This is a genomic window from Nocardia sp. NPDC056952 (assembly GCF_042674185.1).
GTDB lineage: Bacteria > Actinomycetota > Actinomycetes > Mycobacteriales > Mycobacteriaceae > Nocardia.
The window spans coordinates 434,294-449,591 of sequence record NZ_JBHURA010000003.1; the positions used below are offsets into that span (position 1 = coordinate 434,294).

Sequence of the window (15,298 nt, forward strand, 5' to 3'; positions counted from 1 at the left end):
AATCCTGGCCGCCCCGACTCGCGGGCGCCGGCCGATGTTGTCCTCGCCCTGGAGGGGAGGGCGAGGGCGGCAACGGGGATGGGGCCGTTCACCTTTCGGTGGGCGGCCCCGTTGGCGTGCTCGGGGTGATGCCGCGAGCAGGGGTGATCACTGGTCAGTCGACCGCGCGGGTCTCCCGCTCGATGTCGGCGAGTGTTGCTATCAACCGCGCGGTCGTGGCGATCACCTCGTCGCGCACGCGCGTGTCCTCCAGTACGGCGGCGCGCAGGACCGTACCGAAACACGCACTGATGATCGTGAAGGTCAGCACGTCGTACTCGTCGTCGTCACCGGGGCCGAGAATCTGGATCACCTGCATCTTGACCAGCAGACGCAACCGTATTTCCAGCTCGGGCATGCCGCTGCTGTAGAAGTCCAACCCCGCTATCAGCGCACGCACCAGAGGGACGTCGGTGGACATCTCCTCCATGATGGCTTCGAGTACGCCCAGAACCAGTTGCTGCACCGGAGTGTCGGACAGATCGCGCACGCGTTCGGTGAATCGCCGCTCGATATTGCCCTGGATGCGGGAGAGGAGCTCGTCGACGATCATCGCGCGGTCGGGGAAGTATCGATAGACGGTTCCGATGCTGACCCCCGCGGCAGTGGCGATCCGGTTGGTCGAGGTGTTGGTGATGCCCCGCTCGCCGAAAAGCTCTGCGGCCGTGTCGAGGATGTGCTCGCGAGTCGCCTTGGCCCGATCCTGGGTGGGGCGACGCCGATCGGTCGATTTGGGCGGCATCGAACCCTCCTCCCCGGGCCGATCGGAAGCTCGGCGTCGGCAAGTCTAGTTTCGGCGGCGACGGCCCGAAATGGGGCGGCGCCCGAAATCCGGACAGCTCGATGATGGCCGGTCACGACGCGTGATCGGTGGGGCGGCCGCGATATCAGGAGCCTGACTCCGATTCAAACGATGCGCAAACGATGCATTTTTGCCCGATCGGTGTCACAATCGAAGGGTGGATGCCGAACGAGTAGCAATCGCGCTTCGACCGTGCGAACCCGCAACCGGTGATGACGGATCCGCGCGGTTCGCCGACTGGCTCGCGCGCACACAGATCTCGGTACGCGGTCATGTCGACGAGTTCGTCCGCGCGCGTTGCCGGGCCGAACTCGACCCGGCGGGATTCTCGCTCCCGAGCCGGCTGATGATCGATTTCGCGTCGGGCGGCAAGTGCGTACGGTCGGTCTTCGTCTATCTCGGCTGGCTGTGCGGTGGCGCAGGGGAATCCGAAGCCGCCCTGCGCGCGGCCGCAGGTGCGGAGCTCCTGCACGCGTTCGCGCTGGTGCAAGACGACGTGATGGACGAGTCGGCGGTCCGGCGGGGAGAGCCGTCAGCCCACCTCCGGCTCGCCGCGTGGCACCGCGATCAGGGATTGTCGGGCTCGCCGGCCCGATTCGGCGAGTCCGCGGCGATCCTCATGGCCGACCTGTTCCTGGTGTGGGCGGAGCGCATGATGCGCGAGAGCGGCCTGCCTGCCGCCGCGCTGGATCGGGCATGGCCGCGCTACGACGCGATGCGCAGCGAACTGGCGGTAGGTCAGCTCGCGGACCTGACCAACGACGCGAACCGGCTCCCGAGCGTGGGCGAGGTGATGGATATCGCGCGGCGCAAGTCCGGCAACTACACAGTGCGGCGCCCACTCGAATTGGGTGCGGCGATGGCCGGCTGCGACGAGACGGTGATGCGCGTTCTCGGTGAATACGGCGAAGTGATCGGGGAAGCGTTCCAGCTCCGCGACGATCTTCTCGGCATCTTCGGCGACCCATCGACCACCGGGAAACCCACCGGAGACGATGTCCGGGAACGCAAGGCGACCACCGTGATCGCGCTGGCCGATCAGCTCGCCGAGCCGTCGGATCGCGCCCGGCTACGAGAGCTCTGGCGGGCCGAGTCCATCGATGAGCAGGCCGTAGCGCTCGCCCAGACCGTGATCGTCGACAGCGGCGCACGCCGGCGTGCCGAGCAGATGATCGGCGAGCGCGTCGAGCATGCGCGTCGGCTTCTCCAGGACGCCGACCTCGAACCGTCGGTGGCCGACGCGCTGCACCGAATGGCGCTGTTGTGCACGCACCGCTCGCACTGACCGGCGAATCCGCCGCTCCCATCGAAAGGAAGCAATGCGCACGATATCGGGAACAACCGATGAGGTGGTCGTCGTCGGGGCCGGCCTGGCAGGACTGGCCGCCGCGTTGCATCTGGCAGGACGCGGACGCAGCGTCACGGTGGTGGAGCGCGATACGGTCCCCGGTGGCCGGGCCGGACGACGCGACGTCGACGGCTATCTGCTCGACACCGGACCGTCGGTGCTCACCATGCCCGACATCGTCGCCGACACCCTCGCCGCGGTCGGTGACAGTCTCGAGTCCCGGTTGGAGCTGTTGCCCGTCGCCCCGGCCTACCGCGCCCACTTCGCCGACGGCACCGGGCTCGATGTCCACAGCGACGCCTCGGCCATGGAGGAATCGGTCCTGGCGTTCGCCGGACCGAAGGAGGTCGAGGGATATCGCCGGCTGCGCACGTGGTTGAGCGAGCTGTACCAGGTCGAATTCGAACGGTTCATCGCCGCGAATGTCGACTCTCCGCTCGGGCTGCTCACGCCGGCGTTCGCGCGGTTGATCGCGTTGGGTGGATTCCGGCGTCTCGACAGGGCCATCGGATCGTTCCTCACCGATGAACGGCTGCGGCGCGTCTTCACCTTCCAGTCGCTCTACGCGGGCGTTTCGCCACAACGCGCACTGGCGCTGTACGCGGTGATCTCCTACATGGACACCGTGGGCGGGGTCTCCTTTCCGCGCGGCGGCATGCGCGCACTACCCGACGCCCTGGCCGCCGCCGCTGTCGATGCCGGTGTGACGTTCTGTTACGGCGAGACCGTCAACGACCTGGAGCGGCGTGGATCCCGGATCACCGCGGTGCTCACCGAGCGTGGCCGCCGAATTCCTTGCGACGCTGTCGTTCTCGCGACCGAACTTCCCACCGCCTACGAGCTGCTCGACCGCGTCCCGCGTCGCCCGAGCAGTTGGCGCCCGGCGCCGTCCGCGGTCGTCATGCACGTCGGTGTCCCCGAATCGGTGCCTACCGCTCATCACAACCTCGTCTTCGGCGCCGCGTGGGAGCAGACCTTCGACGAACTGATCGGTGCCGGAAAAGTGATGACCGACCCGTCGTTGCTGGTGACCCGCCCGACCGCGACCGATCCCACCCTGGCCCCACCCGGTCGCGACCTGTTCACTGTTCTCGCCCCGGTGCCCAACCTCTACCGCAGCGGTGACCTCGACTGGGATCGCCGTGCCACCGCCTACGGCGAGGAGCTGGCCGCGATAGTCGAGAACCGGTTGGTCCCTGGCTTCGTCAGCGACGCCCGGGTCGTGCATCTGGACACGCCCGCCGACTGGCAGCGGCAGGGCCTGCTGGCCGGAACCCCGTTCTCGCTCGCACACACCTTCGCCCAAACCGGCCCTTTCCGCCCCGCGAACCTCCCTCGCGGTGTGAGCAATGCGGTGCTGGCGGGCTGCGGCACCGTACCCGGCGTGGGTGTACCGACAGCACTGCTGTCGGGCCGCCTCGCCGCCGACCGCGTCACCGGCACGGTGTCCGCGTCGCGGGCTTCGACCTCGACCTCGATCGGAGGCGATCGACGATGATTCGCACGGAACTCGACGCGGCCGGAATCCGCGATGCTCGACTGCGCGAGGCGTATCAGCGCTGCCGGGAACTCAACGCGCGCCATGGCCGCACCTTCTTCCTCGCCACCCGGCTGCTCGCGCCCGCCCAGCGACCGGCGATCCACGCTCTCTACGGCTTCGCCCGGTGGGCCGACGACATCGTCGACGAGCCACCGACCGACGATGCAGCGGGCACTCCGGCGCAACGGCTGGACGCGGTGACGAAGGACCTGCACGACAGCCTTTCCGGTACCCCGGTCGACGACCCGATCTTCGCCGCGCTGGCCGATACCGCCGCCAGATACGAGATAGACCATGTCCTGTTCGACGAATTCCTCGACTCGATGCGGATGGATCTGACCATCACCGACTACCCGAACCGGGCCGCGCTCGACCGCTATGTGCACGGTTCGGCCGACGTGATCGGTTTGCAGGTACTGCCGGTGCTCGGCACCGTCGGCGAACGAGCCGATGCTGCCCCGTACGCGGCCGCGCTGGGAAAAGCGTTTCAGCTCACCAACTTTCTGCGCGACATCGCCGAGGATCTCGACCGTGGCCGGGTGTACCTACCGGCCGACGAACTGGCTGCCCATGATGTGGACCGCACCAGGTTGCAGTGGTGTCGTTCTCGCCGACGCACCGACGCGAAGGTCCGGTCGGCGCTGGCCGAGCAACACGCGATCGCGCGCGGCTGGTACCGGTACGCCGACAGCGGAATAGCGCAGCTACATCCGGTGTCGCGCCCCTGTGTAGCCACCGCGGCGGTGCTGTACTCGGAAATTCTCGACCGCATCGAGGAGAGCGAGTTCGCGGTGTTCACCGCGCGCGCCACCGTGGGCAACGCGCGCCGCACCCGCGTTGCCGGTTCGGCGTTGGCTCGTGCGCTGTGGGCGCGGCGAGGTAGCCGCGCTCGCGCACTGACGAACGCGGCAGGCTGATCGTCAGCTGGACGACACCGCGCCGTCGGCGGGGTCGTGTTCGGCGGTGCCGGTGATGTTGCGGACCATGCCGCCGAACACGGCGTTGTGAAACGGCGTGATCGCTTTCCAGTAGAGGTGTCCGGCGAGACCGTGCGGCTGGAAGATGGCCCGCTGCCGATAGCGGGAGCCGCCGGTCGGGTCCGGTTCCACACCCAGTTCGAGCCACGCCAGTCCCGGGAGCTGCATCTCGGCGCGCAGCCGCAGGAGATGGGGCCGGTCGATGTATTCGACGCGCCACCAGTCCAAGGCTTCGCCGGAGTGCAGGTGGCGGGGGTTCTTGCGGCCGCGGCGTAACCCGACACCGCCGGTGACACGGTCGATCCAGCCGCGCAGTGACCAGGCGAGAGGGAAGGAGTACCAGCCGTTCTCGCCGCCGATGGCTTCGATCACCGCCCACACGGTTTCGGGGTCGGCGTCGGTGTGCTGCTCGCGGAGGTCCTCGTAGAGCGAGCCGCCCGACCACGCGGGGTCGGTGGGCAGCGGATCCGAGGGCGCGCCGAACGTGCTGGCATCGGACCAGCGGGTGGGTACGTCGGCATGGCGAATACGGGTCAGCGCCAGTTCCACGGCACGCGCGTAGGGGGTGAGGCCTTCGGCGGGATCCGGGATGTAGGTGGCGATATCGTGCTCGGCGCACACGACTTCATGCACGAGCGACTCGATGAGCGGTACGGCCAGTGCTCGTGGCACCGGGGTCACGAGGTTGACCCATTGCGCCGACAGCCACGGCGTGAGCACCGGAACCGGCAGCACCACGCGACGAGTCAGCCCGGCGACGACAGCGTATTCGCGCATCATGGTCAGGTAGGTCATCACGTCGGGCCCGCCGATATCGAAGGCGCGATTGACGTCGGCGGGCAACTCCGCGGCCTGCACCAGGTAGTAGAGGACGTCCCGAACGGCGATGGGCTGGATCCGGTTGTGCACCCATCGCGGGGTGATCATCGCGGGCAGGCGTTCGGACAGGTATCGCAGCATCTCGAAACTGGCCGAACCGGATCCGATGATCACCGCGGCGCGCAGTTCCGCCGTGGGAACACCGGATTCGCGCAGAATTTCGCCGACCTCGGCGCGGGAGGCGAGATGGCGGGACAGCGTCGCGTGCTCGGGGATGATGCCGCCGAGATAGACGATGCGGTCGACCCCGGCCGAGCTCGACGCGGCCGCGACGAGCCGCGCCGCCTCGCGATCGATGTCGGAGAAGTCGTCCCGGGCCAACGAGTGCACCAGGTAGTAGACGACCTCCTGGCCGGCGACGGCGGCGCGCACCTCGTCATCGTCGGTGACATCGCCACGGACGATCTCGACCTGTTCCCGCCACGGAACCTCTGCCAACTTCTCCGGGGTCCGGGCTACCACCCGGACCTGATGGCCGGCCTGGATCAGCTCGGGCACCAAACGTCCACCGATGTAGCCGGTCGCGCCGAAAACCACACACCGCATGCTCATCACCCGTTCCCTGTGCTCGTCATCGGCTTTATTCGATGCATAAATGATTCATCATATCGGGACGGTGATCGTTGTGCGAGCTGTTGCCGTGCGGACTATCCCCAGTCCCGTCGTGTCGCGGGCATCGCGGCGTTGCCCGTCGCTTCGGGCACCACGCCGAGGACCTGGTGAATCCCGAGTCCGCCGTCCTCGAAGCCCAGCGCGGAGGCGGCCATATACAGCCGCCAGATTCGGGCTCGCCCTTCGCCGACGAGCGAAACCGCCTGTTCCCACTCGTTTTCGAGATTCGCGACCCACTGGCGGAGGGTGCGTTCGTAGTGCTCGCGCAGGGCCTCGACGTCACGGACCTCGAATCCGGCGCGTTGCATGGCGAGCACGACTTCGCCCACATCGACGAGTTCGCCGTCCGGGAAGACGTAGCGACCGATGAAGGATCGATTGCGCATGACGGAGCCGCCCGGCGAGGAGATGGCGTGGTTGAGCAGCCGTCCGCGCGGGTGCAGCAGTGCGCGCAGGGTGTCGAAGTATTCGGCGGCGCGCCCAGAGCCGACGTGTTCGAACATGCCGATCGAGGAGATGGCGTCGAACTCCTCGCCGCGCAGGTCCCGATAGTCGGCAAGCCTGATCTCGACACTGTCCGACAACCCCGCGTCGGCGACTCGTTTGCGGGCGAGCTCGACCTGAGCACTGCTGATGGTGACGCCCACGACCTGCGCACCGTAGGTCGACGCCGCGTGGATCGCCATGGACCCCCAGCCGCAGCCCACGTCGAGCAGTCGCAGACCCGTCTGCTCGGCCAGGCCCAACTTGCGGCAGATCAGGTCGTGCTTGGCTTGCTGGGCGGCCTCGAGCGAGCCGTCGTCGTCCGGCACGAACCGCGCGCAGGAGTAGGTCATGCTCGGGCCGAGCACCAGCCGGTAGAAGTCGTTGCTGACGTCGTAGTGATGACTGATCGCCGCCGCATCGCGCCGCTTGGTGTGCAGGGGTCCACGCTGCGGGCGGGCTTCCTCCGGCGGTGGTTCCAGGCGGCGACCGAGCGCCCCGAGCTGGCGCGCCGCGCCGATGGCCTGCCATGTCGCACCGAGACCGAGACGGGCATCGTTCGGCGCGGTCGACTGGAGTGCTCGAAGCATCGTGAAGATATCGCCGTCGAGATCCACCGCGCCGGACACGAAAGCCCGCGCCAAGCCGAGCTCGCCCGGCGCCCAGACCAGATGACGCAGCGCGTCCTCGGAGCGCACGCGCATCGTGCCGGGGCTCTCACCGTCGGGATGGATCGTGCTGCCGTCCCAGAACTCGAACCCCACCGCGGGGCGGGGGCCCAGCGTGGCTCGCAGCAGAGGTCGGAACGCGGTAGCGATCGTGGACTGGTTACCCATCCGACCACTATGGCCCGCCTCGCGCCGCCACTGCGGCAACGACGCGGCGCCATCCGTGCCAGATCAGGGAACTCGGGTGAACAGCTCGTAGCTGTGGCCGTCGGGGTCGCGAACATAGACCCCGCGCCCACCTGCCAGGTGATTGACCTGCCGGTCCCATCCGTGTTCGGGCCCTGAACCGTACTCGACCGCAGGCCACGTAGCCAGCCGCCCCACCACGGCGTCCAAGGTGTCGTCATCGACCAGGAAGGCGTAGTGGCCGGGCTCGACTTGCCCGCGGTCGTCGAAGTCGAACGTCAGATCGTCGTTGACCCGCACCGGCACGAAGGGCCCGCTCGGTACTGAGACCGTCAGTCCCATCAGCTCGGCGAAAAAGGTTGCCGCGGAACACTTGTCGGTCGCCGGAATGATCGTGTGGTTGAGAACGATGGACATCGCCACCTCCTGTGCAATGGACCCGGAAAGGTCATTTGTATGCGAGACGCATATAAATATACGTGCGCATCGCATACTATGTCGAGGGTGGGCACACGCGACGGTAGAAACTCTCCATCCACAGCCGGTCCTGCGGTGACCGAACCCCGCCATGCGGTCGACGGAGGTCCGGCACTGTTTCGGCTGGTCCGTTTCTGGTCACGCCGCTGGAGCAACCAGGCATTCACCGGCTCCAGCTCGGAGTCAGACGATGACCGGCGGCGTGTGCAGCACATCCAAGTCGTGGAAGCCGTCGCCGCCGCGCTTCGGACAGACAGGGAAACCACCGTCACCGACGTTGCCCAACAGCTCGGCCTCGACCACTCCGGTGCCAGCCGTATGGTGCGTGACGCCGTCGCGGCCGGATACCTCGCCCGGGAGGGCTCAGCGGACGACCGCCGCCGGGTCGTCGTGCGACTCACCGGCAGCGGCCGCGAGCTGTCCGCCGCATCCCATGACTGGCAACGCCGATGCTTCGATCAACTCACCGCGTCGTGGACCGAGCACGACCGTCGCCAATTCGCCGGCTACCTGGAACGCCTCGCCGACGAAACGATCCGATGAGCTCCCGCTTCGAACAGGTGGCGACGCTGATCCGCGGTAGTCGGGGTCGGGCGTAGCGTCTAGCGATATGGCCGCGAGATCCAAGCACACCCTTCCCCCGGTGGGTACGAGGGAGCTGGTGGCCGCGTGCCGAACCGAGATTCCCGCGCTGACCAGGCAGTTGATTGCCGCGATCTTCACCGATATCCCGGAGTGGACCGACTACTCGCCGGTGAGCCGGGAGGACCTGCACCATGCGTGCTGCCGGTATCTGACCAGGGTGCTCGATCTGGTCGCCGGTGACGTGACGAGCCCGGACCGCGACGATGTCGCCGCCGCTATCGGCCGCAATCGGGCCGCGCAGGGCGTGCCGCTGGAGGTCATGTTGCGGACGTTCCGGCTCGGCGGTCAGATCGTGTGGGAGGCGCTGCTCGACAAGGCCGGGGAACTCCCGCCCGGTGAGGTCCGCAAGATCGGAGTGGCGACCTGGTCGGCCATCGACGGCATGTCGTCGTCGCTGGTCACCTCCTATCGCAGCACCGAACTGGAGCAGGTACGTCGCGACGAGCGGCGCCGACACGGCGTGATCGAGGACCTGCTGGCGGGCAGCGCGCGCGACGCGACCTTCGCCGCGCGTGCGGCGCGCGAGCTGAACTTGCCCGCCCACGGTGGGTATCTGGTGGTCGCAGTGCGCGGTGACCGTCCGCATGTGGAGTTCGGCACCGAGACCGCGTTGGCGGCCATGGGCATTCGGTCGGTCTGGCACGACCGTGTCGAGACCACAGTGGGGCTGGTCTCGCTCGAGCAGCGAGACGGTTCCGCTGTGCTGGACCAGGTGGGAAGCCGGATCCGGGGCCGGGCGGCGGCGTCACCGGTGGTGCAGGGATTGGCGCAGATCGATACGGGCCACGCGCTGGCGATGCTCGGCTTGGAGACCCTGCCCGCGACAGTGCGGGGCTTGGTGTCGTTGGAGGAGCGCTACCCCGAAGCGCTGTTGCTGCGCTCTCCCGACCTGATCGCGCTCATGATCGCGCGCACCCTCGGCCCGGTGCTGGAACTGCCGGTCAAAGAGCGCGAGATCCTGTTGCGCACCCTGGCGATCTGGCTGGAGGAGAACTGCTCGGCGGCGAATGCCGCGCCGCGACTGCACTGCCATCGCAACACCGTGATCAATCGGCTCCAGCGAATCTCCGCCCTGCTGGGTCGGCGATTGGAAGGACAGCGGTCCTACCTGGAACTCTCCCTCGCCTTGGCCGCGCTGGAGATGGGCGTGAACCCACCCGGCTGACTCCCCGCAACCGCGACCGGTTGGGCGCTGCGCCCATTTTCGAGCTCCGATTTCTGGGCTGTCGGTTGGTTGTTTGTGCATTTGTGGACCGTGAGACTCGACAGATGATCCAAGCCACGACCGTGGATGGGTTGATCGTTCGAGCTGAGGAGCACCACGAGTGCTGGAATTCGATCTATTGGTGATCGGTGGTGGACCGGGCGGATACGTGGCCGCCATCCGTGCCGCGCAACGCGGCCTGAAGGTCTGTGTGGTGGAGAAGGAGCGCCCTGGCGGCGTGTGCCTGAACTGGGGTTGCATCCCCACCAAGGCTATGCTCCGCTCGGCGGAGGTCTTCCAGACTCTCACCACCGCAGCGGAATTCGGTGTTCACGCAGACAATGTGCGCTACGACTTCGGTGCGGTCCGCCAGCGCAAGGACTCCATCGTCAAAGAACTGACCGACGGTGTCGCGGGCCTGCTGAAGGCCAACGGTGTCACGGTCATCGAGGGTCATGCCCGGTTCGTCGAACCGACTGTCGTGGAGGTCCACGAAGTGGGCGCCTCACCGATCTTCGACGGCGGCCCCCGCTACGCCGCGCCCGCCGGAACGGCGATGCGCCGGGTGAGCGCGCGCGACGTGATCGTCGCGACCGGTTCGGTGCCCGCGCAGCTGCCGATCCCGGGCGCGGGATTGCCCGGCGTCGTCACCTCCGACGGCGCGTTCGGGCTCACCGAGGTACCGCGACGGTTGGTGGTCATCGGCGGCAGCGCGGTCGGCGCGGAATGGGCCAGCCTGTTCGCCACATTCGGCAGCCAGGTCACGGTCGTGGAGATGCAGGATCGCCTGGTTCCGTTGGAGGACAAGGAGATCGGCCACGCACTCGGCCGATCGTTGCGCACGCGTGGCATCACCGTGCTCACCGGCGCCACCGTCACGGCGATCACCGAGGGCGACGCGCTGCGGGTGACGGTCGGCGGCCCGGCGGCGCAGGAACTCGACGCCGATGTCGTACTCGTCGGCGTCGGGCGACGCCCCAACACCGCGGAACTCGGCCTCGATGTGGCCGGAATCGCCACGGACGCGCGCGGTTTCATCGAGGTCGACAACCGACTGCGAACCGGCGTCGAGCACGTCTACGCCATCGGCGACGTGACCGGCCGGGCCCTGCTCGCCCACGTCGCCTCCCACCAGGGCATCACCGCGGCCGAGGTGATCGCCGGGCACGACACCCACATCGACTACACGGTCATCCCGGCCGCGACGTTCACCCACCCGGAGATCGCGAGCGTCGGTCTCACCGAGGACGCCGCCCGCGCGGCAGGCCACGAGGTGATCACCGCCAAATTCCCGTTCGCGGCACTGGGCCGGGCGAAGACTTTCGGCGAGACCGAGGGGTTCATCAAAATCGTTGCGGGGCAGACACATCAGGAAGTGCTCGGTGTGCACATCATCGGCCCGTCCGCCAGCGATCTGATCGCCGAGGGCGCGCTGGCGATCTCGCTGGAAGCCACGCTCGACGAGCTGGCCGACACCATCCACGCCCACCCCACTCTCGGCGAAATCGGCATGGAGGCGGCCATGGCCGGACTCGGACTGCCGGTACACATCGCGCCACGCAAGCGTTGAGGAGCTCGACATGACCACGACCACCGCGCGGAGCAAGCCCGCCCGCAAGCCGGCCGAAACCACCACGCCCGCTTCGGATGTCGACTCCGCTGTCGCAGCCGAGAATCCCGAGACCCTGCGTGGTCTCTACCGCGACATGCTGTTCATCCGGCGCTTCGAGGAGCGCACCGCCCAGAGCTACCAGCAGGCCAAGATCGGCGGCTACTGCCATCTCAACCTCGGCGAGGAAGCCACGGTCGTCGGCCTGGGCGCGGCGATGCGCCCCACCGACTACCTGTTCACCAACTATCGCGAACACGGATACGCACTGGCCAAGGGCATCGAACCGGGCCGCGTGATGGCTGAGCTCTACGGCCGCTCGACCGGCACCTCCAAGGGGTGGGGCGGCTCGATGCACATGTACGACACCGCGACCCGGCTGCTGGGCGGCTACGCCATCGTGGGCGGGCAGGTTCCCCTGGCCATCGGTGCGGCGCTGGCCATCGACTACCACGACGGCGACGACGTCGTGGTGTGCCAGATGGGGGAGGGCACCACCAATATCGGCGCCTTCCACGAATCGCTCAACATCGCGGCGCTGTGGCGGCTGCCGGTGGTGTTCCTGGTGATCAACAACCAGACCGGCATGGGTACCACGGTCGAGAAGTCCTCGGCCGAACCGGATCTGTGGAAGCGCGCCGCCGCCTATCGCATGCGCGGCGAACGGGTGGACGGCACCGATGTGCTGGCCGTGCGCGACCTGGCGAGCGAGCTCGTCGAAGGCGCCCGCCGGGAAGGCAAACCCGCACTGCTCGAAGCGGTGAGCTACCGGCTCAAGGGCCACTCGGTGGTCGACCCGGCCAAATACCGCAGCACCGAAACCGTTGCCACGGTGCGTGAACACGATCCGATCGTGCTGTGGCAGCAGCGTTTGCTCGCCGCCGGTGTGCTCACCGAAGCGTCGCTGGCCGATCTCGACCGCGAGGTGGCCGACGGTGTCGCCGCCGCCGTCGAATTCGCCGATTCGAGCCCGCATCCGGAGCCGTCGAGCCTGTTCGACTACACCTACGCGACTCCGGTGCCGGGCGATTCCCGCCGTCTGCCCGCCGATCCGCTCTTCACCCACTGAGGACTCCACTGTGCCTGTCATGACCTATCGCGAAGCGCTGCGCGAAACCCTGCGCGAAGAGATGCGACGCGATGACGACGTTTTTCTGATCGGTGAGGAGATCGGCGTCTTCGAAGGCTCCTACAAGATCACCGCCGGCCTGCTCGAGGAGTTCGGCGAGAAGCGAGTACGCGACACCCCCATCGCCGAGGAAGGTTTCGTCGGTGCGGCGATCGGCGCCGCGATGCTCGGATTGCGCCCGGTCGTGGAGATCATGACGATCAACTTCTCGCTGCTGGCGCTGGACCAGATCGTCAACCACGCCGCGAAGATCTACGGCATGTTCGGCGGCCAGACCAACGTGCCCATGGTGATCCGGACTCCCGGTGGCGGCGGCCAGCAACTCGGCGCGACGCACTCGCAGAACATCGAGTTGTACTACGCCTTCGTGCCCGGTCTGAAGGTCGTGGCGCCCAGCACTCCCGCTGACGCGCGGGCCTTGCTCAAGGCCGCGATCTCCGACGACGATCCGGTGCTGTTCCTGGAGAATCTGTCGCTCTACAACACCAAAGGCGAAGTGCCCGAGGATCTTGCGCCTGTCCAGATCGGCAAGGCGGCGGTCACCCGGGAAGGCACCGACATCACGCTGATCGGCTACTCCCGCATGGCCACCGTCGCGACCGAGGTCGCCCAACGCCTTGCGGGCGAAGGGATTTCGGTGGAGGTGATCGACCTGCGCAGCTTGCGTCCACTGGATCGCGACACCATCGTGGCCTCGGTCCGCAAGACCGGATGCGCGGTGATCGGCGAGGACGACTGGCTCACCTACGGCATCGGCGCGGAAATCGCGGCCTCCATCTCCGACGGTGCCTTCGACTACCTCGACGCGCCGGTGCGTCGTGTCGCCATGGCCGAGGTCCCGCTGCCCTATGCCAAGCCGCTGGAGAAGCTCGCCTTGCCGTCCGCGGAATCGCTCTATACCGCGGTGACGGAAACCCTGGCCGCTGTCGGCCGGCGGCGCTGAGAACCAGGAACAGGACGGACAAGATCATGCCCGAAATCGTCATGCCCCGGCTCTCCGACACCATGGAGGACGGCGTCGTCTCCGCCTGGCTCAAGCAGGTCGGCGACCAGATCACCCGCGGCGAGATCGTCGCCGAGATCGAAACCGACAAAGCGCTGATGGAACTCGAAGCCTACGACGACGGAGTGCTCGAGAAGATCCTCGCCGAGCCGGGCGTCCGGGTCGCGATCGGTGAACCGATCGCGATCGTCGGCGACGGCACCACCTCGACGGCGGATTCCGGTGCCGCTGCTGCGGTGGCGCAGTCCGGCGCCGTGTCACCCGATACCGGCTCACCGGCCCGCGACGCTGAGCCACAGCGCGCTTCGCACACCGACACCGACACCGTCTCGGTCTCGCCGAGGGCCGGCGTGGTGAAGTCCTCGCCGCTCGCCCGCAAGATCGCCCGCGAGTTGCAGGTCGATATGGACTCCGTCGTGGGCACCGGTCCCGGTGGGCGGGTCACGAAACGAGACGTGGAGGCGGCCCACAGCACTGCGGCGGCCACTGACATCGTGACGCCCTCGCGTGAGGAGAATGTGGTTGCTGTGCAGCCTGTTCCGGCGTCGGGGGATTTCGAGGAGGTCGCGCTGACCAACATTCAGCGCGTCTCGGCGATCCGGCTCACCGAGAGCAAGCAGCAGGCACCGCACTTCTACCTGACCAGCGCGATCGACGTGACCGAGCTGTTCGCCTTCCGCGCACGGATCAACGCCACCCTGGACAGGGCGGGCGACAGCAAGGTCAGCGTGAACGACCTGCTCGTCAAAGCGGTCGCGACCGCGCTGCGCAAGGATCCCTCGGTCAATGTCAGTTTCGCGGGCGACAAGCTGTTGCGCCACAAGGGAATCCACATCGGCGTCGCGGTAGCGACCCCGGTCGGGCTCCTCGTCCCGGTCATCCGTGACGCCGACCGCAAGAGCGTCTCCGAGATCGCGACCGAGAGCCGTGACAAGGCGACCCGCGCCCGCGATCGCAAACTCCGCGCCGAGGACATGTCGGGCGGCACCTTCACCATCTCCAACCTCGGCATGTTCGGCATCGAACAATTCACCGCGGTCATCAACTCACCTGAATCCGCGATCCTCGCCGTAGGAGCTGCCGCCGACGAACTCCGCCTCGACAACGACGAGGTTGTCGCCCGCAAGATCCTTCGCGTCACCATGTCCGCAGACCACCGTGCCATCGACGGCGCGATCGCAGCCCAATTCCTGGCAACCCTGAAGGAGCTCATCGAAAACCCGCTACGGATCGTGACGTAACAAGGACACTCGGCCTCTGCGGATATGCGTCTGCGGAGGCCGACTGTCGGCGCTGGATGAGTCGCACGCGAGCCGTACTGTCTGCGATGGTTACACAGTCCGCGGGTAGCCCCTGCAGGCAGGCGACTTGCGGATTCGAGGTCGGCAGATAGCTCATACAACCGAGGTAAGCCAGCGCGACGAACTGCAGCAATGGAGTTAGTGCTTGCGGCTATGAAGACCTGGCGGGATAGTCCTTGGTGAACGGTTCGCCGACGAATCCACCATGGAACGTTTCGAAAGCCATCCGTGACACACCCGCGATGCTGTCGCGGCAAGGCTGAATTTGTTCTGGTTCGGGGTGATTCGAGGTGCTAGCCTATGAACCTAGATTCTCAAGCTCCGCCCTATGCGGTTCGGACCGTATCCGATACCGACGCAGGTGCAGCCGCCAAAGACTCTGCAACTCTCGCGAGT

At 67.3% G+C, this 15,298-nt stretch carries 13 protein-coding genes; 9 read left to right on the forward strand and 4 right to left on the reverse strand.

Annotation, left to right across the window (positions count from 1 at the left end):
* Positions 1-154 precede the first annotated feature (154 nt).
* Positions 155-781 carry a TetR/AcrR family transcriptional regulator gene (locus ACFTS5_RS13640; protein WP_378630734.1) on the reverse strand — a complete coding sequence of 209 codons (627 nt, stop codon included), beginning with the start codon at positions 779-781 and terminating at the stop codon, positions 155-157.
* Between the two features lie 217 nt (positions 782-998).
* Here ACFTS5_RS13640 and ACFTS5_RS13645 point away from each other — a divergent pair, with 217 nt between their 5' ends.
* The 3 genes from ACFTS5_RS13645 to ACFTS5_RS13655 are packed head-to-tail and all read left to right on the forward strand — an operon-like array spanning position 999 to position 4,646.
* A complete protein-coding gene (locus tag ACFTS5_RS13645) occupies positions 999-2,126 on the forward strand; it encodes a polyprenyl synthetase family protein (protein ID WP_378630735.1) in 1,128 nt (375 codons plus the stop codon).
* Positions 2,127-2,160: 34 nt separating this feature from the next.
* A complete protein-coding gene (gene crtI, locus ACFTS5_RS13650) occupies positions 2,161-3,687 on the forward strand; it encodes a phytoene desaturase family protein (protein ID WP_378630737.1) in 1,527 nt (508 codons plus the stop codon).
* Positions 3,684-4,646: a phytoene/squalene synthase family protein gene (locus tag ACFTS5_RS13655; protein WP_378630738.1), complete on the forward strand. Its 963-nt coding sequence runs from the start codon at positions 3,684-3,686 to the stop codon at positions 4,644-4,646. The genes crtI and ACFTS5_RS13655 overlap by 4 nt, the downstream gene beginning before the upstream one ends.
* Before the next feature lie 3 nt (positions 4,647-4,649).
* Here the strand turns inward: ACFTS5_RS13655 and ACFTS5_RS13660 are convergent, their stop codons facing one another.
* From ACFTS5_RS13660 to ACFTS5_RS13670, 3 genes are all read right to left on the reverse strand, one after another.
* Positions 4,650-6,137, reverse strand: a complete 1,488-nt coding sequence (locus ACFTS5_RS13660; RefSeq protein WP_378630740.1) for an SDR family oxidoreductase — start codon at positions 6,135-6,137, stop codon at positions 4,650-4,652.
* A 95-nt stretch (positions 6,138-6,232) separates the two neighbouring features.
* Complete coding sequence (locus ACFTS5_RS13665; protein ID WP_378630741.1) at positions 6,233-7,516, reverse strand: class I SAM-dependent methyltransferase; 1,284 nt, start codon at positions 7,514-7,516, stop codon at positions 6,233-6,235.
* 63 nt (positions 7,517-7,579) lie between these two features.
* Positions 7,580-7,951 carry a VOC family protein gene (locus tag ACFTS5_RS13670; protein WP_378630743.1) on the reverse strand — a complete coding sequence of 124 codons (372 nt, stop codon included), beginning with the start codon at positions 7,949-7,951 and terminating at the stop codon, positions 7,580-7,582.
* A gap of 264 nt (positions 7,952-8,215) precedes the next feature.
* On the opposite strand from ACFTS5_RS13670, the gene ACFTS5_RS13675 reads away from it, so the two are divergent.
* The 6 genes from ACFTS5_RS13675 to ACFTS5_RS13700 all read left to right on the forward strand — a co-directional run bounded on the left by ACFTS5_RS13675 (position 8,216) and on the right by ACFTS5_RS13700 (position 14,842).
* Positions 8,216-8,554: a MarR family winged helix-turn-helix transcriptional regulator gene (locus ACFTS5_RS13675; protein ID WP_378630745.1), complete on the forward strand. Its 339-nt coding sequence runs from the start codon at positions 8,216-8,218 to the stop codon at positions 8,552-8,554.
* A 100-nt stretch (positions 8,555-8,654) separates the two neighbouring features.
* A complete protein-coding gene (locus tag ACFTS5_RS13680; RefSeq protein ID WP_378630746.1) occupies positions 8,655-9,821 on the forward strand; it encodes a PucR family transcriptional regulator in 1,167 nt (388 codons plus the stop codon).
* A 160-nt stretch (positions 9,822-9,981) separates the two neighbouring features.
* A complete protein-coding gene (gene lpdA / locus ACFTS5_RS13685; protein ID WP_378630748.1) occupies positions 9,982-11,430 on the forward strand; it encodes a dihydrolipoyl dehydrogenase in 1,449 nt (482 codons plus the stop codon).
* Between the two features lie 10 nt (positions 11,431-11,440).
* On the forward strand, positions 11,441-12,538 hold the full coding sequence (gene pdhA, locus ACFTS5_RS13690) for a pyruvate dehydrogenase (acetyl-transferring) E1 component subunit alpha (RefSeq protein ID WP_378630749.1): 1,098 nt from the start codon (positions 11,441-11,443) through the stop codon (positions 12,536-12,538).
* A gap of 19 nt (positions 12,539-12,557) precedes the next feature.
* Positions 12,558-13,541, forward strand: coding sequence for an alpha-ketoacid dehydrogenase subunit beta (locus tag ACFTS5_RS13695; RefSeq protein WP_378630751.1), 984 nt, complete (start codon positions 12,558-12,560; stop codon positions 13,539-13,541).
* A gap of 26 nt (positions 13,542-13,567) precedes the next feature.
* Positions 13,568-14,842 carry a dihydrolipoamide acetyltransferase family protein gene (locus ACFTS5_RS13700; RefSeq protein ID WP_378630752.1) on the forward strand — a complete coding sequence of 425 codons (1,275 nt, stop codon included), beginning with the start codon at positions 13,568-13,570 and terminating at the stop codon, positions 14,840-14,842.
* Positions 14,843-15,298: the final 456 nt, after the last annotated feature.

Coding starts and splice junctions, on each gene's coding strand:
- ACFTS5_RS13640 (WP_378630734.1), bottom strand. CDS start 781: ATGCCGCCCAAATCGACCGATCGGCGTCGCCCCACCCAGGATCGGGCC.
- crtI (WP_378630737.1), top strand. CDS start 2,161: ATGCGCACGATATCGGGAACAACCGATGAGGTGGTCGTCGTCGGGGCC.
- ACFTS5_RS13655 (WP_378630738.1), top strand. CDS start 3,684: ATGATTCGCACGGAACTCGACGCGGCCGGAATCCGCGATGCTCGACTG.
- ACFTS5_RS13660 (WP_378630740.1), bottom strand. CDS start 6,137: ATGAGCATGCGGTGTGTGGTTTTCGGCGCGACCGGCTACATCGGTGGA.
- ACFTS5_RS13665 (WP_378630741.1), bottom strand. CDS start 7,516: ATGGGTAACCAGTCCACGATCGCTACCGCGTTCCGACCTCTGCTGCGA.
- ACFTS5_RS13670 (WP_378630743.1), bottom strand. CDS start 7,951: ATGTCCATCGTTCTCAACCACACGATCATTCCGGCGACCGACAAGTGT.
- pdhA (WP_378630749.1), top strand. CDS start 11,441: ATGACCACGACCACCGCGCGGAGCAAGCCCGCCCGCAAGCCGGCCGAA.
- ACFTS5_RS13695 (WP_378630751.1), top strand. CDS start 12,558: ATGACCTATCGCGAAGCGCTGCGCGAAACCCTGCGCGAAGAGATGCGA.
- ACFTS5_RS13700 (WP_378630752.1), top strand. CDS start 13,568: ATGCCCGAAATCGTCATGCCCCGGCTCTCCGACACCATGGAGGACGGC.